We start from the raw sequence: 20,720 nt of genomic DNA, 5'->3' as shown, positions 1-20,720 counted from the left end.
GCTATTCCGAAAAAATCACAAACCACTGATTTAACGGAATTTCCTAATTTCTAATTGAGAACGCTCTTCACTGCGACACGCCTTGATGGAAGACTGTCATCGCACACGGGCGTCAACGGACCGAAACTATATTACTTGCGATTGGCGTTTCATTACCTTTAGCGGCAACGAAGCCACGCGACACCCCGCCGCAATTGACACACGCGCAGGTTCCACATGGTGTTGCCGGGCCGGCAGGGAGGTATCCCGGCCGGCGATCCGAAAGGAGGTGACGCGAGTGAAGAAGTTCCTGAAGTGGCTCGACCGCTTCTGGTTCAAGTTGAAGATCGAGCTGGAAACCGGCTTCAACAAGGACCGGGATAGCTAAGGGCCGACGGGCGGGGCCGGAAAGCCGGCTCCGCCTTCAGGATGGAAACTCGCGTCACCTCCTGCCCACAAAGCTACCATGGCCGCTGTGGAGTTCAAGGAGGCAGAAGGACGGCACGACGCTACCCGCTGGATTGCGGCGGCGACGACGCAAACCATTGCGAGGAGATTTATCCGGCAGATCGCGCCGCCATACGTTCGCATGTTGATGCCCCGCATGGATCGGTTGTATAAAATCCAAGCATGACACAACCGCGCCGCCCCTTGTCCGATGCCGAACGGCTCGACTGGATCCGCCTCATTCGCACCGAGAATGTGGGACCGATCACCTTTCATCGCCTGTTGGAGCAGTTCGGCAGTGCCCGTGCGGCGCTGGACGCCCTACCGGACTTGGCGCGGCGCGGCGGGCGGACCAAGCCGCTGCGCGTCGCCTCCAAGGCGGAGGCGGAGCGGGAGATGCAGGCGAACCGCCGCTTCGGCGCCCGCCTGATCTGCGCCTGCGAACCCGACTACCCGGAACCGCTGGCCGCGGTCGACGACGCGCCGCCGGTGGTGTCGGTGGCGGGTCACGCCCATCTGCTGAAGCGGCGTGCGGTCGCCATCGTGGGCGCTCGCAACGCCTCGCTGAACGCCAAGAAATTCGCCGAGTCGCTGGCGCGGGAGCTTGGCGCGGCCGGACTGCTGGTCGTTTCCGGCCTTGCCCGCGGCATCGACACCGCCGCCCATGCCGGGTCGATCGCCGGCGGCACCGCCGCGGTGCTGGCGGGCGGCATCGACGTCGTCTATCCGCCTGAGAACGAGGGACTCTACCGCGACATCGTGGCACAGGGCGTGGTGGTGGCGGAAAGCGCGATAGGCACCCAGCCGCAGGCGCGTCACTTCCCCCGCCGCAACCGCCTGATCTCCGGCCTGTCGCTGGGTGTGCTGGTGGTGGAGGCGGCGCTGCGCTCCGGCTCGCTCATCACCGCGCGGATGGCGCTGGAACAGGGGCGGGAGGTGATGGCGGTCCCCGGCTCCCCGCTCGACCCGCGCTGCCACGGCACCAACAATCTGCTGCGCCAGGGGGCGACGCTGGTGGAACGGGCCGACGACGTGCTGCGCGCCATCGAGAACCTGCGGCCGCCGACGCTGGCGGAACGGCCGCGAGACCTGTTCAGCGCCGCCGGACTGGTCCCCGGCCCCACCACGGAACCGGACGAATCCGACCTTGCAAAGGCACGCGCCCTGGTGCTGGAAAACCTCGGCCCCTCGCCCGTCACCATTGACGAACTCGTCCGCGGGTGCCAATTGTCCGCTCCGGTGGTGCTGACCGTGGTTCTGGAACTTGAGCTTGCCGGCCGAGTCCAGCGTCTTCCCGGTCATCAGGTCTCTCTCGCCTGATCGGCATCGCCGTGGTTTGGGTGGGCATACGCGAAGGGCTGGTTTCTTGCCGGGCAGCAACGTCGTCATCGTCGAATCGCCGGCCAAGGCGAAGACCATCAACAAGTATCTGGGCGACGACTATACCGTCATCGCCAGCTTCGGCCATGTCCGCGACCTTCCGGCGCGGGACGGCTCGGTGCGCCCGGATGAAGACTTCGCGATGGAATGGGAGCTGGGCGACCGCTCCAAGCGCCACATCGACGAGATCGCCAAGGCGGTGAAGTCGGCCGACCGCGTCTATCTCGCAACCGACCCGGATCGCGAGGGAGAGGCCATCGCCTGGCACCTGTCTGAACTGCTGCGCGAAAAGCACCTGACCGACAATCGCGACGTCCAGCGGATCACCTTCAACGAGATCACCAAGAGCGCGGTGCAGGCCGCCATCGCCAACCCGCGCGACGTGTCGCGCGAACTCGTCGACGCCTATCTGGCGCGCCGGGCGCTGGACTATCTGGTCGGCTTCACCCTGTCGCCGGTGCTGTGGCGCAAGCTGCCGGGCTCCAAATCGGCCGGCCGCGTGCAGTCGGTCGCGCTGCGCCTGATCTGCGAGCGCGAGTCGGAGATTGAGGTCTTCAAGCCGCAGGAATATTGGTCGATCGCGGTCGGCTTCACCACGCCGGCCGGGGCCTCCTTCACCGCGTCGCTGACCCAGCTGGACGGCAAGCGGCTCGACAAGTTCGGCCTGCCCAACCGCGAGGCGGCGGAAGCCGCCGTGGCGAAGATCCGCCCGCAGGCCTTCGCCGTCTCGACGGTCGAGCGCAAGCAGAGCCGCCGCAACCCGTCGCCGCCCTTCACTACCTCCACCCTCCAGCAGGAGGCCTCGCGCAAGCTGGGCTTCGGCGCCACCCGCACCATGCGGACCGCGCAGAAGCTGTATGAGGGCGTCGACATCGGCGGCGAGACGGTCGGCCTCATCACTTATATGCGAACCGACGGCGTCAGCCTGTCGCAGGAGGCCATCGACGGCGCCCGCAGCCTGATCGGCTCCCAGTATGGCGAGCGCTACGTCCCGGCCCAGCCGCGCGTCTACAAGACCGCCGCCAAGAATGCCCAGGAGGCCCACGAGGCCATCCGGCCGACCGACCTGCAGCGCCGCCCCGATTCGGTTGCCGGCTATCTGGAACAGGATGAACTGCGCCTCTATGAGCTGATCTGGAAGCGCACGCTGGCCAGCCAGATGGAAAGCGCCGTGCTGGATCAGGTTGCGGTGGACATCGCCGGCCCCTCGAAGGACGTGGTGCTGCGTGCCACCGGCTCCATCGTCGTGTTCGACGGTTTCCTGAAGGTCTATCAGGAGGACCGCGACGACGCGGCCGAGGACGACCAGCAGGAACGCCGCCTGCCCGCAATGGACCAGGGCGACGCCCTGGCCCGCGGCGACATCAATCCGGAACAGCATTTCACCCAGCCGCCGCCGCGCTATTCCGAAGCCAGCCTCGTCAAGAAGCTGGAGGAGCTGGGGATCGGCCGGCCGTCGACCTATGCCTCGATCCTCCAGGTTCTGCAGGACCGCAACTACGTCCGGCTGGACAAGCGGCGCTTCATCCCGGAAGACCGCGGCCGGCTGGTGACCGCCTTCCTGGAGAATTTCTTCCACCGCTATGTGGAGTACAACTTCACCGCGGAGCTGGAGAACCAGCTGGACGAGATCTCCGACGGCAAGATCGACTGGAAGACCGTCCTGCGCGACTTCTGGACCGCCTTCGACGTGGCGGTGAACGGCACCAAGGATCTGACGATCACCCAGGTGCTGACCACGCTCGACAACGAACTCGGCGCGCACTTCTTCCCCGCCGCCACCGAGGACGGTCATGATCCGCGCGTCTGCCCGGTCTGCCGCGAGGGCCGGCTGGGGCTGAAGCTGGGCAAGATGGGCGCCTTCATCGGCTGCTCGCGCTATCCGGAATGCCGCTACACCCGGCCGCTGGCCGTCGCCAACGACGAGAACGGCGAGGCGCAGGAAGGACCGCGCGAGCTGGGCAACGATCCTGAGACCGGCCTGCCGGTGACGGTGCGCCGCGGCCCCTACGGCGCCTACATCCAGTTGGGCCCGGCGCCTGTCGCGGCTGTCGCTCCGCCGGAAGAGCCGGTGGCGGAAGAGCCCGCTGCCGACGGCAAGAAGCCCAAGGCGAAGAAAAAGAAGAAGGACGAGGCGCCGAAGCCCAAGCGGGTGTCGCTGCCCAAGGGCATGGCCGCGGCGGACGTCGATCTCGACACCGCGCTGAAGCTGCTGGCCCTGCCCCGCACCATCGGCAACCACCCGGAGACGGGCGAGGAGATCAGCGCCGGCATCGGCCGCTTCGGTCCCTACCTGAAGCATGGCAGCGTCTACAAGTCGCTGACGCCCGATGACGACGTGCTGACCATCGGCATCAACCGAGCCGTCGATCTGCTGGCCGGTGCGGCCAAGAAGGCGTCGGCGCCGGCCAAGACGCTGGGCGACCACCCGAAGACCGGCAAGCCGATCACCATGGGCTCCGGCCGGTTCGGCCCCTATGTGAAGCACGCCAGCGTCTATGCCTCGATCCCGAAGGGGACCGAGCCGGACAGCGTCACGCTGGAACAGGCGCTGGAACTGATCGACGCCAAGGTCGCCAAGGACGCCGCCAAGAAGGGCAAGGCCCCGAAGGAGGCTGAGCCGGCCAAAGCCGAGGGCGCCGACGTGGAAAAGCCCGCCAAGGCGAAGGCGCCTGCGAAGAAGCCCGCCGCCAAGAAGGCGACCAAGGCCAAGGCCGCCAAGGACGCACCGGCGGAAGCCGCCGCACCGAAGAAGAAGACCGCCAAGGCATCCTGACCGAACGAACGGCGGCGTATGGCGGGGACTGAGCAATGGCGACCATCCGTGAAGCCCTGCTTGCCGCCCTCGACCATCACGGCTCCGGTCGGCTGGATGCCGCGGCGACGCTTTACAGCCGCATCATCGAGGCGGATTACGGCCAAGCGGATGCCCATCATCTGCTCGGCGTCGCGTTGACGCAGATGGGGCGCGCAACGGATGCAGTCGCGTCCTTCCGGACGGCGATCCGTCTCGCGCCGGAGCAGGCCACCTACCGGTCGAACGCGGGGAATGCCCTGAAGGCGCTCGGGCGAAACGACGAAGCCCGCACCTGCTACCGTATGGCCCTTGCCCTGGAACCCGATCATCCGGATGCACTGGGCAATCTCGCCGCCATGATCGCCGACCCGGCCGGGGCGCTGGTCATCGCCCGCCGCAGCGGCCGTCTCGAGCCGCTGAAGGAGGAGACGCTGTTCAACTGCGGCGTTCTCCAGCGCCGGCTTGGACGCGAGGGCGAGGCGCTGGACAGCTTTCGCGCCTGCCTGCTGCTTTCGCCGGCGCATGCCGCAACCCTTCATGCGGCAGCCGAACTGCTGGAAGCGGATCGGCCGGCCGAGGCGGCCGCCCTGTTCCTGCGGGTCGCCTGTCTGGTTCCGGACTCCTTCGGGTCGATCCTTCGCGCCGCGGCGGCTCTCTCGCGATCCGGCGCGGTGGACGGCGCCATCGCCCTCCTTGACAGGTTGGTCCGCAAAGTTCCGGATCTGGCAGAAGCCCATTTCAACCGCGCCGGCCTTCATCACGAATCGGGCAGCCTGGAGACCGCGTCCGCAGGCTACCGCCGGGCCCTCGCGCTGACGCCGGGCGATGCCGAGGCATGGTACAGCCTCGCGTCCGTCGAGAAGGACCGGCACCGGATGGATGCGGCAACCGCGGGATACCGCCGGGCGCTGGCCGTCAAGCCTTCCTTCCAGGCAGCCCAACTCGATCTGCGCCTTGTGCTTGGCAGACAATTTCCCGCCTGGCATTTCACCATGCTGGCGGATCAGGCGCGCAATGCCGCCTATCAGCGGGCGATCGACTCAGCCGTGAAGCCCGGCATGATCGTCCTGGAGATCGGCACCGGTGCGGGCCTGCTCGCCCTGATGGCCGCCCGGGCCGGCGCCGCCCATGTCTACAGCTGCGAACTGTCGCGACCGCTGGCGGAGCTTGCGAGGGGAATCGTGTCCGACAACGGCTTGTCGGACCGGATCACCGTCATCAACAAGCGGTCGTCGGAACTGCGCGTCGGGATCGATCTTCCCGAACCGGCCGATCTGCTGATCTCAGAAATCCTCGACGCCGGACTGCTGGGCGAAGGAGCGGCGGCAAGCGTGGCCAAGGCCGCGCGCGCCCTGGTGAAGCCCAATGCCGTGATCCTGCCGCGAGGCGCGGTCATCAAGGCGATGCCGATCGAATGCCCCGGCTTGCGAAGCGCAAACCCGGTCGGCACCATCGCCGGATTCGACCTGTCGCGGCTGGAGGCGTATCGCAACCCCTCCTACATGGTCCTGGCGTTGAACGATCTGCCGCACCGGCCGCTGGGGCCGGCGACCGATGTCTGCTGGATCGACCTGCGCAATCCACCCGCGCATGGTCCGGTCGGGTCCGCCCGCCTCTCCATTGCCGCCGACGGTGCCTTGCACGCCATCGCCTTCTGGTTCGAACTGCACATCGACGACGACACGGTGCTGTCCACCGCTCCGGGTTCGGAGTCGCGCCACTGGCAGCAGGCTTTGCAATTCCTGACGATCGACCGGCGGGTCCGGGCTGGCGACATGGTCGAGACCCGCCTGAGCTACATCGCCGGACGGCTTCACTTCTCGGTCTGACCATCGCTGACGCCCAGGCCGGACATCGGTCCGCACCGCGTTGCCCAGACATATTCCCTATTAATATAGTAGCTTTTTGAGGAGTTATAGCAAAATTACCCGTTGAATTCCTTCTCCACCTGTCGTCTCATTGTCCCTGCCCTGCAGGTTCCCCGTGTCGCCCGCAGGCCCGGCGCGCTAAGCTGCCGGCGGTGCGCAACCAAAGGAATACGGGAGGACAACGACCATGAGCGCCGCGGTTTCAACACACGATCCCCACGCCCCGCTGGTCCTGCGAGAGGACCGCGATGGGATCGCCACGCTGACGCTGAACCGGCCGAAGGCGCGCAACGCCCTGTCGGTGGGGCTGATGGCGGCGTTGCAGGACGCGCTGGACGCCATTCATGAGGACCGCTCCGTGCGCGCCGTGGTTCTGGCGGGGGCCGGCGGCGCCTTCTGCGCCGGGCATGACCTGAAGGAGATGCGCGCCGCCCCGTCGCGCGAGCTGTACGAGGCGCTGTTCACCCAGTGCTCCCGCCTGATGCTGACGATCAACCGCGTCCGCCAGCCGGTGATCGGCAAGGTCCGCGGGGTGGCAACCGCCGCCGGCTGCCAGCTGGTGGCCACCTGCGACCTCGCCTATTGCGAGGAGGAGGCGCGCTTTGCGACGCCGGGGGTGAATATCGGGCTGTTCTGCTCCACGCCGATGGTGGCGCTGACCCGCGCGGTCGGGCGCAAGGCGGCGATGGAGATGCTGCTGCTGGGCGACCTGATCGACGCGGAAGAGGCGGAGCGCATCGGCCTCGTCAACCGCGCGGTGCCGACCGACCAACTGGACGAGGTGGTGGACAGCGTCGCGGCGAAGATCGCGTCCAAATCGCCGCTGACTCTCGCCACCGGCAAGGAGGCCTTCTACCGCCAGATCGATCTGGATGCGGAGGGCGCCTACGCCTATGCGGCCAAGGTGATGACCGAGAACATGATGGCGCAGGATGCCGCCGAGGGCATCGACGCCTTCCTGGGCAAGCGCACGCCGGTCTGGTGCGGCCGATGACCGATCCCAAGACGGGCGGGCAAAAGATCACGGAGCCCGCCGACTACACCGACGCCTTCCTGCGCGGCATCCTGGAAAGCGCCAAGAGCATCGCCGTGGTGGGCGCCAGCGCCGACCCGGTGAAGGCCAGCTTCTTCGTGATGAAGTACCTGCGCGACAAGGGCTATCAGGTCATCCCGGTCAACCCGAAGATGGCCGGCCAGACCATTCTCGGCCTGCCCGTCTACGCCAGCCTTCAGGATCTGCCGGAGCCGCCGGACATGGTCGACGTCTTCCGCAACTCCGCCGCCGCCGGCGGGGTGACGGACGAGGCGATCGCCGCCGGGGCCAAGGTGGTTTGGATGCAGCTGGGCGTCCGCAACGACGAGGCGGCGGCGCGGGCACAGGCCGCCGGACTGACCGTGGTGATGGACCGCTGCCCGAAGATGGAAATCCAGCGCCTCTACGGCGAGATCGGCCGGATCGGGGTCAATTCCAACGTGCTGGTGACGCGCCGCATGGCGCCGACGAAATCGTTCAAAAAGCTGATCTGAAAATTTGGGGGAATCACGCAGATGACTGAGCAGAAGAGCTTCGGCTTCGAGACCCGCGCCATCCATGCCGGCGCCGCTCCCGACCCGGCGACGGGCGCGCGGCAGACGCCGATCTACCAGACCACCAGCTTCGTCTTCGAGAATGTCGACGACGCCGCCTCGCTGTTCAACCTGCAGAAGGTCGGCTTCATCTATTCCCGCCTGACCAACCCGACGGTTGCGGTTCTGGAAGAGCGGCTGGCGAACCTGGAAGGCGGCGCCGGCGCCACCGCGACCTCGTCCGGCCATGCGGCGCAGTTGCTGGCGCTGTTCCCGCTGATGGCGCCCGGCGACCACATCGTCGCGTCGAAGAAGCTCTATGGCGGTTCGCTGAACCAGCTCGGCATCAGCTTCCCGCGCGCCTTCGGCTGGCAGCCGAGCTTCGTCGACACCGACACCGTCGACACCGTGAAGGCGGCGCTGACCGAAAAGACCAAGGCGATCTTCGTCGAAAGCCTCGCCAACCCCGGCGGCGTGGTGACGGACATCGAGGCCATCGCGAAGATCGCCGACGACGCCGGCATTCCGCTGATCGTCGACAACACGCTGGCCACCCCCTACCTGATCAACCCGATCCAGTGGGGCGCCACGCTGGTGGTGCATTCGACCACCAAGTTCCTTTCCGGCAACGGCACCTCGGTCGGCGGCGTGGTGGTGGACAGCGGCAAGTTCGACTGGAGCAAGTCCGGCAAGTTCCCGGCGCTGAGCGAACCCGATCCCGGCTATCACGGCCTGCGCTTCCACGAGACCTTCGGCCATCTGGCCTTCACCATCCACGGCCATGCCGTGGGCCTGCGCGACCTGGGGCCGAGCCAGGCGCCGATGAACGCCTTCCTGACGCTGAACGGCATCGAGACCCTGCCGCTGCGCATGCAGCGCCATGCCGACAGCGCGCTGAAGGTGGCGCAGTTCCTGGAAAGCCATCCGGCGGTCGGCTGGGTCAGCTATGCCGGGCTTGAGTCGTCGAAGTACCACGCGCTCGCGCAGAAGTACCTGCCGCGCGGCGCCGGTGCGGTGCTGACCTTCGGCGTCAAGGGCGGCTTCGAGGCCGGCGTGAAGGTGGTGGAGAGCGTGGAGCTGTTCAGCCACCTCGCCAACATCGGCGATGCCCGGTCGCTGATCATCCACCCATCCTCGACCACCCACCGCCAGCTGTCGGCGGAAGCCCAGGCGTCGGCCGGCGCCGGCCCCGACGTGCTCCGCCTGTCCATCGGGCTGGAGACGCCGGAGGACATCATCGCCGACCTCGACCAGGCGCTGAACAAGACGCTGGGGTAAAGCCCCTCAATCCGGCGGCGGATCACTCCGCCGCCGGCAGCGGCTCCGCCACCGGTTCGGCCTTGCGGCGGTCGTCGGGCAGCAGAAGGGCGGCGGCGAAGGCCAGGGCGGCCAGCGCCGACAGGGTCAGGTAGAGCATGGTGAACTCGCCTGTGCGCTCGTACACCCAGGCGACCAGTTGAACCGCCAGCGGGCCTGCGCCGAAGGACAGGATGTATTTGGCGCCGAAGGCCAGCCCGCGGTGCTTGTCCGGGGTGTAGCGGGCCAGCAGCATGTTCTCCGCCGGGATCTGCGTCTGCGAGGCGATGACCACGAAAGCGGCGGCGGCCACCAGCGGCAGGTCTGCCAGGACGGACACCGCGGCCATCATCGGAATCTGGACCAGCAGGCAGAGCATATAGACCCGCTTCAGCGAATGGCGGTCGGCCAGCACGCCGCCGATCATCTGCGGCAGGGCCGCGATCAGATAGACCGCCGTCACCAGCCCGCCGACCCCCAGTGTACCGGTGCCGAGCCAGCCCCCCAGCCGCGCCTCGAACAGCTTGGGCAGCACGACCTGCATGGCGTTGAAGATCAGCCCGGCGCAGACCATGGTCAGCGACAGCACGAAGAAGGCGCGCACCACGTCGCCGCGCGAGGGCTTGGGCTGCGGCTTCACGTCGGCGTGACGGTCCTGGACGATGCCGCTCATGATCAGCAGGGCCAGGGCGGCACCCATCACGAGGCAGATGGCGCCGGGGATGATGAAGGCCATGCGCCAGTTCAGCCATTCCGTCAGGCTGCCGGCGACGATGGCGGCGGTGGCGACCCCGAAGGTGCCGAACAGGCCGAGCCAGCCCATCGCCTTGCCGCGATTCTCGGCATTCGCCATCATCCAGGCCATGCCGACGGGGTGGTAGATCGACGCCCCCAGCCCCAGCAGGGCCAGCGACCACATCAGCATCTCCGGACCGTCCGACAGCCCGGCCATCACCGCCCCGCCTCCGGTCATCAGGTAGAAGACCGCCATCATGCCGGCCGAACTCCAGCGGTCGCCCAGCCAGCCGGCCAGCGGCGCCCCCAGCCCGATCATGAAGGCGCCCAGCGTCCACAGCCGGATCAGTTCGTCATAGGAGAGCTTCCATTCGGTTTCCAGCGCCAGCACGATGGTGAGGAACAACGCCGACACGATGTGCATCAGCGTATGCCCGACCCAGGCGAAGCCGACCGACAGACGGGCCGAGGTCGGCGACGGCAGGGCGGCGCTGGCGGATGGATGACTCATCGAACGTCTCCGGCCCCGGATTTGTCCTCACGGGGGAATGTTTCACGGGCAAGCGAAGAGCAAAGGCTGGCACGGGATGGTTGAACCGTCCAATGCGCCTGCCTCATGGCGGGCATGTCTGCCTGCTTTGGAGCGCCGGTTTCTTCAGCGACTGCAGGGCGGCGCATAGTCCGATGTGGTAGCTTGCCATATGTGGCTTCACCACATCGCAGGGACGGCTTATATTGATGCATGCACAAAGCCGCGCTCCTCCTATCCCGCAAGACCGTCTACGACGACGGAAGCATTGTCCAGGTGCGGGTCTGGTCAGTCGCGGTTCCGGTGCCGCCATCGGAACACCGGTACAAATACAGCCTGTTCTACGGCAAGGACGGCGAACGGATCGTCGGATACGACAATGAGAAGGGCAAAGGCGACCACAAACACATTCGAGGTCAGGAATCGCCAGTTCGGTTCGAAACCATCGAGCAGTTGATCGACCAGTTCTTCACCGAAGTCGCCGCGGTTAGAGAGGGTAGGTTATGACCACGCTTCAGATCCACATCGGTGTCGATCTCCAGGCCGAAGCGGCTGCGATCAAGGATGCGCTCCGCCGTCATGAGGCCGGAGAGACCATTAGGGAACACCACATCACCTTCGAGTCTTTCGAGGGAATGGCCAGGATCCTGACGCCGAAACGGCTCGAAATCCTCCGTTACCTGCACCGTACGCCGACCGCCAGCATCCGGGCGCTGGCCGGGGCGCTGGGCCGCGATTACCGCAACGTCCACATGGACGTGACCGCGTTGGTCGAGGCCGGTCTGATCGACGATCAGGACGGATTACGGGTCGACTATGACGATGTCGAGATGAAAATGGCTCTCTAGATCGGGACCGCTCAGTCGTTAACGTTCCCGCGCATCTTCTTCACCTCCGACCGCTTGGCCTTCCCTTCCAGACGCCGCTCCTTGGAGCCCTTGGTCGGCTTGGTCGGGCGGCGGGGCGGCGGTGGCGGGGCCGCGGCGTCGCGGATCAGGTCGATCAGGCGCTCGCGGGCGTCTTCCCGGTTGCGGATTTGCGAGCGGTGGCGGTCGGCGACCAGGATCAGCACGCCGTCCTGGGTCAGGCGGGAGCCGGCGAGCCGCTCCAGCCGATAGCGCACCGGATCGGGCAGGTTCGGCGAGCGCCTCACGTCGAAGCGCAGTTGGACCGCCGTCTCCGTCTTGTTGACGTGCTGGCCGCCGGGGCCGGAGGCGCGGACGAACTCCTCCTGCAGTTCGTTTTCGTCCAGGCTGATGCGGGGCGTGACCCTGATCATTCAGTCCTCTCCGACGGTGGCTCCAGCGGATGGCGGGCACGGAAGGCGCGGGCAAGTGCGGCAAAGCCGGCGACGTCGATCTCCTCCGCCCGCGCGGTCGGGGCGAGGCCGGTCTCATCCAGCAGGGCTTCGGCGTTGCCCAGCGACTTCAGGCTCTGGCGCAGCATCTTGCGGCGCTGGCCGAAGGCGGCGGCGGTGACCTGTTCCAGCGCGCGCCAGTCGGCCGGCTCCGGGTTGGCGCGCGGGGTCAGATGGACGACCGTCGATTCGACCTTCGGCGGCGGGGTGAAGGCCCGCGGCGGCAGGTTGAACAGCACGCGGGCGTCGGAACGCCATTGCGTGATGACCGACAGCCGGCCATAGGCCTTGCTGCCGGGCTTCGCCACCAGCCGGTCTGCGACCTCCTTCTGGAACATCAGGGTCAGGCTGACATAGGCCTCGATCCGCGCCAGCCAGCCCAGCAGAAGCGGTGTCGCGACATTGTAGGGCAGGTTGGCGACGATGGCGCGCGGGGCGGGGGCGAGGTCCTCCGGGTCCACCGTCAGGGCATCGGCCTCGACGATGGATAGCCGGCCCTGGGATGCCTCGATCACGTCCTGCAGCGCCTCGATGAAGCGGCGGTCGCGTTCGATGGCGATGACCTTCACCGCGTTGGTCGCCAGGAGCGCGCGGGTCAGGCCGCCGGGACCGGGACCGACCTCGATGGCGGTGGTGCCGGCCGGCAGGTTGGCCGAGCGGGCGATCCGCCCCGTCAGGTTCAGGTCGAGCAGGAAGTTCTGACCCAGCGACTTGCGCGCCTCCAGCCCGAAGCGCGCGATCACGTCGCGCAGCGGCGGCAGGGCGTGCGGGTCGAAGGCGGCGGGCGCGGCGGCGGCGGCAGGGGCGGAGGTCGGGTCGGTCATTCCCGACTTATAGGCATCCCCCGCGCGCTTCACCAGACGGCAGTTTGCAACAGTCGCTACAGCAGGCGGCGCAGCAGCACGACGGCGACCACGCCGGCCGCCACCGCCACCACCATCGGCACACGGCGGGCGATCAGGCAGACGAAGGCGGCGGCCAGCGCATCGGACGGGCGCGACAGGGCGGCGGGCGCCACCAGCGCCACCAGCACCGCACCCGGCGTGGCTTCCAGCGCCGCATTGGCCACCGGGCCGAGGCGCACCCGCGCGATCAGCCACGGCCCGCCGATCCGGGTCATCCAGGTGACCAGCGCCCCGCCCAGCACGATGGCGAGGAGGCTCCAGTCCAGATGCAGCGACTCAAGCATCGCTCGCCCTCCCCTGCCACTTGGCTTGAACGGCAGCGACGGCGCCGCCGGCCAACGCGCCGGCGATGATGTGCCAGGTGCCGCCGGGCGACAGCGCATGGACGGCCAGCGCGGCGGCGGCGCTCGCCAGCCAGGGCGGCAGCGAGCCGACGCCTCGCCAGAATCCGGCGAGCAGGCAGAGGAAGACGGCGATGAAGGTGAAATCCAGCCCCCAGGCGTTCGGGTCGGCGATCAGCGCCCCGGCCAGCGTGCCGGCCACCGTGCTGGCGAGCCATGCCAGATAGAGCGTCGCCGCCACCCCGTACCAGTAGGCCAGCGTCAGTTCCGGCCCACGGCGCAGCGCCAGCGCCCATTGCTCGTCGGTCATGAAGAACAGCGCCAGACCGGCCCGTGCCCGCGGGATGCCGCGGAAACGCGGTTCCAGCGTCGCCCCCATCAGCAGGTGGCGCAGGTTGACCAGCAGGATGGCCCCGACCACGGCCAGCCCGGCGCTGCCCCCGCTCCCATTTTTGTCCAGCAGTTCGACCGCGACGAACTGGGAGCTGCCGGCGAAGACCAGCGCGCTCATCAGCCCCATGTCCAGAGCCGACAGCCCGGCCTTGGCGGCGAGGCTGCCAAGCAGGAAGCCGAAGGGAACGGCGCCCGCCACGATGGGCAGGGAATGGACGACACCCGCCGCGAACTCCTGTCGCGGGGATGCCGGGATGGTGATGCTGTCCGTGCTCATAAGTGTGCCATATGCTTGCTCATGGGCGGCAAGCTAGGCGGCCGAGGCGCGCGCGTCTTGGACGGGATTGCTGCCGCGCCGGTATTGGCCGGGAGAGACGCCGACCCGCCCCTTGAACACCCGGTTGAAATGCGCCTGATCGCAGAAGCCGCAGGCCAGCGCCACGTCGGCTAGCGGCAGCGGCCCGGCGAGCAGCCGCTTGGCCTGCGCGACCCGCCGGTCGGTCAGATAGCCATGCGGGGTCGTCCCCACCGCCGCCCGAAAGACGCGCAGCAGGTGGAACCGGCTAAGCCCGGCCGCCTCCGCCAGATCGGCCAGTTCGACCGGGCTGTCGAGATGGGCATCCAAGAATTCCCGCGCACGGCGGACCGCCGCCGGCTCCCGTCCCGCCTCGCGCGGGCGCGCACTCAGGTCGCCGTGGCGCAGGGCCAGCGCGGTGAAGGCGCGCAGCGCATCGGTATCGGTGCGCAAGGGTTCGCGATTCGGCCCCTCCAGCCCATGGTGCAGGCCGCGCAGGGCCTGGAACAGTTCCAGGTCGTCCAGTTCGGTGGCCGCGAAATGCGGTGCGACCGGCCGGCCGAGCGCGTCGGCCATCGCCTGTTCGAACAGGGCCACCGACGGGTAGAACATGCGGTAGGCATAGCCGTCCTCGGCCGGCCGCCCGTCATGCAGAACCTCCGGGTCGAGCACCACCACCTGCCCGGCCCGCGCCACCCGTTCGGCACCGCGGCAGCGGTACAGCTCGGTCCCGGCGGTGATGACGCCGACCACATAGGTCTCGTGCGTGTGCGGCGCGTAGCTGTGGCGCTGGAAGCGGGCGTTCAGGCATTCCATGCCGTCGAAGCGCGCCTCCCGCCACAGCCGGGCGAAGTCGCCGCCGGCGGCCGGCGTCTCGAAGAGTGCGGATTGCTGGTCCATGCCGCAGTCTAACAGGCGGGCGCGGCGGTCGTCTTGGACAGGATTGTTGCGGCGGGACCGCAGACTACCCCATCACGCGCCGGCCGACTGCATGCTCCGCCGGGTCGCCGGGATGCTCGGGGAACGAAACCCCATGGGACGGCTGGTGGCTGTCATGGACAAGACACGCATCGGCGATCAGCGGCCACAGGTGGGAGCGGAGGAAGCGCTGGTCCTGCCAGCGATCGGCCTCCGCCGCAGCGAAGCGTTCGATCAGCGGTTCCAGCGGCGGCAAAAGGCCGGCGGTCCCGCCCCACATGCCCGCCAGCATCAGTTCGCTGTGCAGCGGGTGGTCGCGCATGACGTGGAAGGGCTTGCCCGAGGCGATCCACGCCTCCACCGCCGCCCGCTCGCGCGGACCGACGCGCGAATCGCAATCGCGGCAGACGAAACGGCGGACGTTCGGATCGTCGGAGGCCAGGAAGCGCCAGTAGAGGCCAATGACCGGGCCGCTGCCGGGCGGCATCACCACCCGTTCCGCGCCCAGTTCGTCCAGCTCCGCCAGAATCTCCGGCGGCACGCTGTCGTCGTGGTAAATCCGGCAGGTCCAGCCGGGATAGACCGACCGCACCAGCCGGGCATTCTCCACCGCACCACGGCGGTAGATGTCGGCCGTCCCCCACAGGCTGAAGGCCACCACATTGCGGATGCGCCGCTCCGGAGCGGCCGGGCGGCCGCGAAGCGGCGGCAAAGCCAGCGCCGCGCCCTCCTGCACCGCGATCCGCTTTTTCATCGTCAGGAGCCTGTCGCCCTCGGCCAGAGCCTCCGCCTCCCGATAGGACTGGAAGAGAAGGATGGCGAGGTTCTCACGCGCGTCGAGAAAATCGGGCGCCAGCGCCACCGCCCTGCCCAGGATGGCCGCCGCCTGTTCCAGCGCCGCCAGATCCAGTCCCCCCGCCTGCCGGGTCAGGACGCCGAGGTTGAAGACAGCCCCGACATGGTCGGGCTGCAGAACCAGTGCCTGCCGGTAGCGGGACTGCGCATCGTCCGCCCGTCCGGCGCGGGAGAGGGCGTTGCCGAGTTGGAACATCCGCTCCGCCGTCGGCGGTTCCACGTCGATCAAGCGCGACAGGTCGGCGACCGCCAGTTCCGCCCGCCGCCCTTCCAGATGGTCGAGGCCGCGCAATTCCAGAAGCAGGGACAGGCGCTGCCGGGTCTCGCCGTCCTGCCGGTCGAGCGTCAACGCCCGGCCCAGCGCGTCGATGGCGGCGCCGGTGTCGCCCGTCATCTGCGCCGTCACGCCGAGAAGAGCCAGGACCGCAGCATCGTCGGGCTGCAGGACGGCGGCGCGGCGGTGGCTGACCATGGCTTCCGCCGGTTGCCCGAGCGCCTGATGGACCTTGCCGAGATCGCGGTGGTAATCGGCCACCTCCGGCCTGCCCCGCACCGCATCGGCGATATGCGGGGCCGCTTGCTCCAGCCGGCCGGTCTGCGCCAGCAGCATGCCCAGCAGATGGGATGCGGCGTGTGTTTCGGGGGCGGCGTCGAGGATGCGGCCATAAAGGATTTCCGCCTCCCGCAGCCGCCCGGCCCCGTGATGGTCGACGGCGACCCGCAAGGCTTCCTGAATCGAGGCCATGACACTCCCCAAACACATCGCGGACAATGACGGGCGACACGGCCGATAACATGCCGGCCGGCGCGTTACACACTGTTACACAGCCGCACCCTGCTGGATATTGTCCAGTTACAGTCGCGCGCGATCATGGTCGCTCACCAAGAACAACAATGTTTCAGGGGCGACTGCCATGACGATGTCAATCTCCAAGACCATGACCCGCGACGTTGTGACCCCCGTCACCATCGTCACCTTCGTCGTGTCCACCGTGACCGGCATCATGCTGCTTCTGCATTGGAACGCCGGGCTGGTGCGCTTCTCCCACGAATGGCTGAGCGTGGTGTTTTCCGCCATTGCGCTCTGGCATCTGGTAAAGAACTGGCGCGCCTTCATGGGATATCTCAAGCGCCATGCGGCGCAGGCGGCCTTCGTCACCAGCATCATCGTCTCGGTGGTCTTCACCGGCATGACCGGCACCACCGGCGGCGGCGGGGCCAATCCGGGCGCGGTGTTCGGCGCGCTGTCCGCCGCCCGGCTGGAAGCGGCGGCGCCGGCCCTGGGCATGACGCCGGACAAGGCGGTGGAAGTGCTGAAGGCCGCGAACATCGAGGCGGCGCCGGGCGAGACACTGACCGCCATCGGCGAGCGCGCCGGCAGGACCGGGGCGTCGGTCGCCAGCATGCTGGCCGCCCAGCGGCCGCGCTGACGCCTATTACTCCTCCTCCCCGTCGCCGAGCAGATAGTCGATGTCGCCGCCGTCGAGCGCGCTGACCAGCCCCTTGCCCTCGATGGTGGCGGCGGACAGGCTGCCCTTGCGGCGCTGGAGATCGAGGATGCGCTCCTCCACCGTGTTGGCGGCGATCAGCTTGTAGACGAAGACCGGCTTGTCCTGGCCGATGCGATAGGCGCGGTCGGTCGCCTGATCCTCGGCGGCCGGGTTCCACCAGGGATCGTAATGGATCACCGTGTCGGCGGCGGTCAGGTTCAGGCCGCGGCCGCCGGCCTTCAGGCTGATCAGGAAGACCGGGACCTCGCGGTTCTGGAAGCGGTTCACCGGCAGGGCGCGGTCCAGCGTGCGGCCGGTCAGCTCGACATAGGGGATGGCGGCCTTCTCCAGCTCCAGCTTGATCAGGTCGAGCATGGTGGTGAACTGCGAGAAGATCAGGATGCGCCGGCCTTCCGGCACCATCTCCTTCACCATCTCGGTCAGGGCGTCGAGCTTGGCGCTCGACCGCGCCTTGCCGCCCAGCGCGGCGATGGATTTCAGCAGGCGCGGGTCGCAGCAGACCTGACGCAGCTTCAGCAGCGCGTCGATCACCGCGATGGCGTTCTGGCCCAGCCCCTTGCCGCTGGCGGCCAGCGCCGCACGCACCGTCTCGTTCACCGACAGGCGGATGGTCTCGTACAGGTCGCGCTGGTCGCGGTCGAGGTCGATGCGCACCACCACCTCGGTCTTCGGCGGAAGCTCCTTCGCCACCGCCTCCTTGGTGCGGCGGAGCAGGAAGGGGCGGATGCGGCGCATCAGCAGGTTGGCGCGGGTGTTGTCGCCACGCTTTTCGATGGGGACGCGATAACGCTTGCCGAAATCCTTGCGGTCGCCCAGCAGCCCCGGCATCAGGAAGGCGAACTGGCTCCACAGCTCGCCCAGATTGTTCTCCACCGGCGTGCCGGACAGGCAGAGCCGGTGCCGCGCCGGCAGCGCCGCAACCGCGCGGGTCGCCTTGCCGTCGGGGTTCTTGATCGCCTGCGCCTCGTCCAGAACGATCATGTGCCAGGTCAGGCGCTTCAGCAGGTCGATATCGCGCGCCACCACGCCATAGGTGGTCACGACAATGTGGGCGCGGTCGATGTCGGCCAGCTTGCCGTGACGGTCGACGCCATGCAGCACCACCACCCGCAGATGCGGGGTGAAGCGTTCCGATTCCGCCACCCAATTGGGTACGAGGCTGGTCGGCACCACCACCATGCAGGGCTCGGTCAGCCGCCCCTCATGCTCCTCCATCGCGATATGGGCCAGCGTCTGGGCGGTCTTGCCCAGCCCCATGTCGTCGGCAAGGATGCCGGCGACGTTGTTGGCGCGCAGGCTCTGCATCCAGGCGAGGCCGGCGCGCTGGTAATCGCGCAGCTCGCCCTTGAAGCCCGGCGGCGGCGTCATGTCGCCGGGCATCTCGTCGGCGCGCAGGCGCTGGAGATAGCCGTCGATCTGCGCCGTCTCGTCGCCGCGCCGGGCGATCAGGTCGTCGATGTCCAGCAGGGAGTCGGCCTCGGCCAGCGGCACCTTCAGCCGGTCGCCGCTGCTGCGCCCGCTGTCAAGCATCGCTTCGAGAACGCTGAGCAGCCGCTCGATCCGCTCGGCCGGCAGGGCCAGGACGTTGCCGTCGTCCAGCACGATATGGGCGCGGCCGTCGATGATGCGGGTGGTCGACAGGCCGCCCTTCTCCACCAGCCGGGCCAGGATGGGCAGAAGCGGCTGGCGTTCGCCGTCGATCTCAACGCCGACATCCAGGTCGAACCAGCCGTCGCCGGCGTCGCGCACCGCGACCTCCACCTCGGCCCCCGGCTCGATCACCTTGGTGCCGAAATCGGCGCCGACCTCCATGACCCAGCCGGCCTTGGTCAGGGCCGGAACCTCGGTGGTGAGGAAATGCTGCCAGCGCTCCTCCACGTCGCGGCCGGTCAGCCAGTGGACGCGCGAGCCGCGGGCGTTCAGCGCACCCTTCGGCGGCTCGATCCGCGCCTGGGCGAAGCCGAGGCCGGACAGACGGTCCAGCGCCGCCTGCTCGTCGGCCTTGTCGCGGCGGACGAAGGTGACGTCGCCGAAATCATCCTCGTAGCGGGCGAACTGGCGCTGGTCGTCGGGCTCGATCTCCACCGGGCGGCCGGGTTCGCCATAGTCGAAGGACAGGCGCAGCACGTCGACCAGCCCGTCGGCCGGCGTCACCACGCGGCCCAGCCGCGCGATGATGCGCGGCGACCGCTCGACGATGGCCGCGGCATCGGCGGCTCCGCTGCGCACGCCGGGAATGCCGGTGTCGCGGAAACTGGAACCCGGCATCGACGGCGGCGGGGTGATGCGCGGCATCGAGGCCGCCCCCGGTTTCGAGGGACCGCCGCGCGACGGGCCGAACAGGCGGGACGGCGTCGCTTTGGACGGAACCGGCGGCGGCACCGGGGCGGCCGGCACCGGCTTGGCCTTCGGCACCTCGACCACCTGCAGATCGACCGGAAAGACGGTGCCGGTGGCGCTGTCGACGCACCAATAGGTCTGGCCCTTCACCAGAACACTGCGTTCGGGCAGGCCGGTCGGGCGCAACTTGCGGGTGGCGGGGTCACGGAAGGTCCGGACGGTGCGGCCCGGCGCCTCGGCCAGCGGGGTGCCATCACGCCAGCGCAGCCGCCCGGTGGAGAGCAGGCGGCGCAGCAGGCGGTCCACCGCCTCTCCCCGGCTCTTGGCGACGGGCGTGCGCTCGGTCCCGCCGCCGCCGAGCAGGCGGGCGATGGCACGGTCGGCGTCGGCGTCGAGCGAGCGCGGCGCCTTCGCCAGCACGTCGCGCGGGGTGGCGGGGCTGCTGTCGGCCGATCCCTCCGCCACGAACTCCGCCAGGATGTAGCAGGCGACATCGCCCTGCCCTGGCTCCAGGGTCCAGCGCAGGCTGCGCACCGGCTCCGGCTTCGGCGGGGCCGGCGGAGGCGGCGCGATGGTGCGGATCGGCGGCGGAACCGGCGGGCGGACCAGCGACAGCGGGGTCTTCGGTGCTGGGGGCACGGGCGGCGCGGGCGGCTTCGGCTGGGGAGCCGGCGAAAGGCTTGCCGGCGCGGCCACCGGAGATGGAATCGGGGATGGGATCGGGGGCGGTGGCGGGGGCGGCGCGATCGGCGCCTTCACGTCGGCGACGTCGAACAGGGAGGCGCGGCGCCATTCCGGGCGGCTTTCCAGCGCCAGCATCGCCGCCGCGGCCATATGGGCGCAGGCGTTGCGTCCGCAGCTGCAGGTCCGCTCCAGCACGACGCTGCGCTTGCCCTGCACCGGAGTCACCGTCACCGACAGGCGGCGGCCGAGGTCGCTGACCTCCGCCTCGATCCGGTCGCCGCCGGGAGGCCCCAGCGTCGCCGCACCGGTCATCATCAGCGTGCGGCCGCGCTGCAGCGTCTTGGCATCGAAGACGCGCGTCAGGTCCTCCTGGGCGAAGGGGACGGCGGCGCCACCCGAAGGGCCACGCGGCAGGGCATCGAATAGCGACATGCGGTGCGGAAGTGACCTGGCCGGAACGGAACGGAAACGGGGCGTCGGTATAGGACCTTGCGCGGCGGGACGCAAGCCCCTGGCTCAAGCTT

At 68.6% G+C, this 20,720-nt stretch carries 17 protein-coding genes; 9 read left to right on the top strand and 8 right to left on the bottom strand.

What is annotated here, in order from left to right; translation table 11 throughout:
• Positions 1-609: 609 nt before the first annotated feature.
• The 6 genes from dprA (at position 610) to VD964_RS05390 (ending at position 9,315) form a co-directional block, all read left to right on the top strand.
• A complete protein-coding gene (gene dprA / locus VD964_RS05415) occupies positions 610-1,746 on the top strand; it encodes a DNA-processing protein DprA (RefSeq protein ID WP_324866345.1) in 1,137 nt (378 codons plus the stop codon).
• A gap of 46 nt (positions 1,747-1,792) precedes the next feature.
• On the top strand, positions 1,793-4,582 hold the full coding sequence (gene topA / locus VD964_RS05410; protein WP_324866344.1) for a type I DNA topoisomerase: 2,790 nt from the start codon (positions 1,793-1,795) through the stop codon (positions 4,580-4,582).
• Between the two features lie 35 nt (positions 4,583-4,617).
• On the top strand, positions 4,618-6,432 hold the full coding sequence (locus VD964_RS05405) for a tetratricopeptide repeat protein (RefSeq protein ID WP_324866342.1): 1,815 nt from the start codon (positions 4,618-4,620) through the stop codon (positions 6,430-6,432).
• Between the two features lie 226 nt (positions 6,433-6,658).
• On the top strand, positions 6,659-7,465 hold the full coding sequence (locus VD964_RS05400) for an enoyl-CoA hydratase (protein WP_324866340.1): 807 nt from the start codon (positions 6,659-6,661) through the stop codon (positions 7,463-7,465).
• Positions 7,462-7,998, top strand: coding sequence for a CoA-binding protein (locus VD964_RS05395; RefSeq protein ID WP_324866338.1), 537 nt, complete (start codon positions 7,462-7,464; stop codon positions 7,996-7,998). The genes VD964_RS05400 and VD964_RS05395 overlap by 4 nt, the downstream gene beginning before the upstream one ends.
• A gap of 21 nt (positions 7,999-8,019) precedes the next feature.
• Complete coding sequence (locus VD964_RS05390) at positions 8,020-9,315, top strand: O-acetylhomoserine aminocarboxypropyltransferase (RefSeq protein WP_324866336.1); 1,296 nt, start codon at positions 8,020-8,022, stop codon at positions 9,313-9,315.
• Positions 9,316-9,337: 22 nt separating this feature from the next.
• Here the strand turns inward: VD964_RS05390 and VD964_RS05385 are convergent, their stop codons facing one another.
• Positions 9,338-10,579 carry an MFS transporter gene (locus VD964_RS05385; protein WP_324866334.1) on the bottom strand — a complete coding sequence of 414 codons (1,242 nt, stop codon included), beginning with the start codon at positions 10,577-10,579 and terminating at the stop codon, positions 9,338-9,340.
• A 231-nt stretch (positions 10,580-10,810) separates the two neighbouring features.
• Between VD964_RS05385 and VD964_RS05380 the strand changes: the two genes are divergently transcribed.
• Together VD964_RS05380 and VD964_RS05375 are read left to right on the top strand one after the other, a co-directional pair.
• Positions 10,811-11,104 carry a toxin-antitoxin system TumE family protein gene (locus tag VD964_RS05380; RefSeq protein ID WP_324866332.1) on the top strand — a complete coding sequence of 98 codons (294 nt, stop codon included), beginning with the start codon at positions 10,811-10,813 and terminating at the stop codon, positions 11,102-11,104.
• A complete protein-coding gene (locus tag VD964_RS05375) occupies positions 11,101-11,445 on the top strand; it encodes a hypothetical protein (protein ID WP_324866330.1) in 345 nt (114 codons plus the stop codon). Before VD964_RS05380 ends, VD964_RS05375 begins: the two co-directional genes overlap by 4 nt.
• Positions 11,446-11,456: 11 nt before the next feature.
• Here VD964_RS05375 and arfB read toward each other — a convergent pair whose 3' ends face one another.
• The 6 genes from arfB to VD964_RS05345 all read right to left on the bottom strand — a co-directional run bounded on the left by arfB (position 11,457) and on the right by VD964_RS05345 (position 16,406).
• Complete coding sequence (gene arfB / locus VD964_RS05370; protein WP_310112965.1) at positions 11,457-11,876, bottom strand: alternative ribosome rescue aminoacyl-tRNA hydrolase ArfB; 420 nt, start codon at positions 11,874-11,876, stop codon at positions 11,457-11,459.
• Positions 11,873-12,778 (bottom strand): 16S rRNA (adenine(1518)-N(6)/adenine(1519)-N(6))-dimethyltransferase RsmA, encoded by a 906-nt coding sequence (gene rsmA, locus VD964_RS05365; RefSeq protein ID WP_324866326.1) that lies wholly within the window; start codon positions 12,776-12,778, stop codon positions 11,873-11,875. The genes arfB and rsmA overlap by 4 nt, the downstream gene beginning before the upstream one ends.
• A 56-nt stretch (positions 12,779-12,834) precedes the next feature.
• Positions 12,835-13,143 (bottom strand): AzlD family protein, encoded by a 309-nt coding sequence (locus VD964_RS05360; RefSeq protein ID WP_324866324.1) that lies wholly within the window; start codon positions 13,141-13,143, stop codon positions 12,835-12,837.
• The gene (locus tag VD964_RS05355; protein WP_324866322.1) at positions 13,136-13,870 is read right to left on the bottom strand and encodes an AzlC family ABC transporter permease; all 735 of its coding nucleotides are present in this window, start codon (positions 13,868-13,870) and stop codon (positions 13,136-13,138) included. Before VD964_RS05355 ends, VD964_RS05360 begins: the two co-directional genes overlap by 8 nt.
• 33 nt (positions 13,871-13,903) lie before the next feature.
• Positions 13,904-14,788 (bottom strand): AraC family transcriptional regulator, encoded by an 885-nt coding sequence (locus VD964_RS05350; RefSeq protein ID WP_324866320.1) that lies wholly within the window; start codon positions 14,786-14,788, stop codon positions 13,904-13,906.
• Between the two features lie 64 nt (positions 14,789-14,852).
• On the bottom strand, positions 14,853-16,406 hold the full coding sequence (locus VD964_RS05345; RefSeq protein ID WP_324866318.1) for a tetratricopeptide repeat protein: 1,554 nt from the start codon (positions 16,404-16,406) through the stop codon (positions 14,853-14,855).
• A 169-nt stretch (positions 16,407-16,575) separates the two neighbouring features.
• On the opposite strand from VD964_RS05345, the gene VD964_RS05340 reads away from it, so the two are divergent.
• A complete protein-coding gene (locus VD964_RS05340) occupies positions 16,576-17,091 on the top strand; it encodes a DUF4405 domain-containing protein (RefSeq protein ID WP_324866315.1) in 516 nt (171 codons plus the stop codon).
• A 6-nt stretch (positions 17,092-17,097) separates the two neighbouring features.
• Here the strand turns inward: VD964_RS05340 and VD964_RS05335 are convergent, their stop codons facing one another.
• Complete coding sequence (locus tag VD964_RS05335) at positions 17,098-20,628, bottom strand: DEAD/DEAH box helicase (protein ID WP_324866314.1); 3,531 nt, start codon at positions 20,626-20,628, stop codon at positions 17,098-17,100.
• Positions 20,629-20,720: the final 92 nt, after the last annotated feature.

Source organism: Azospirillum sp. (assembly GCF_035628975.1).
Lineage (GTDB): Bacteria > Pseudomonadota > Alphaproteobacteria > Azospirillales > Azospirillaceae > Azospirillum.
This window is presented reverse-complemented; position numbering and strand designations above follow the sequence as displayed.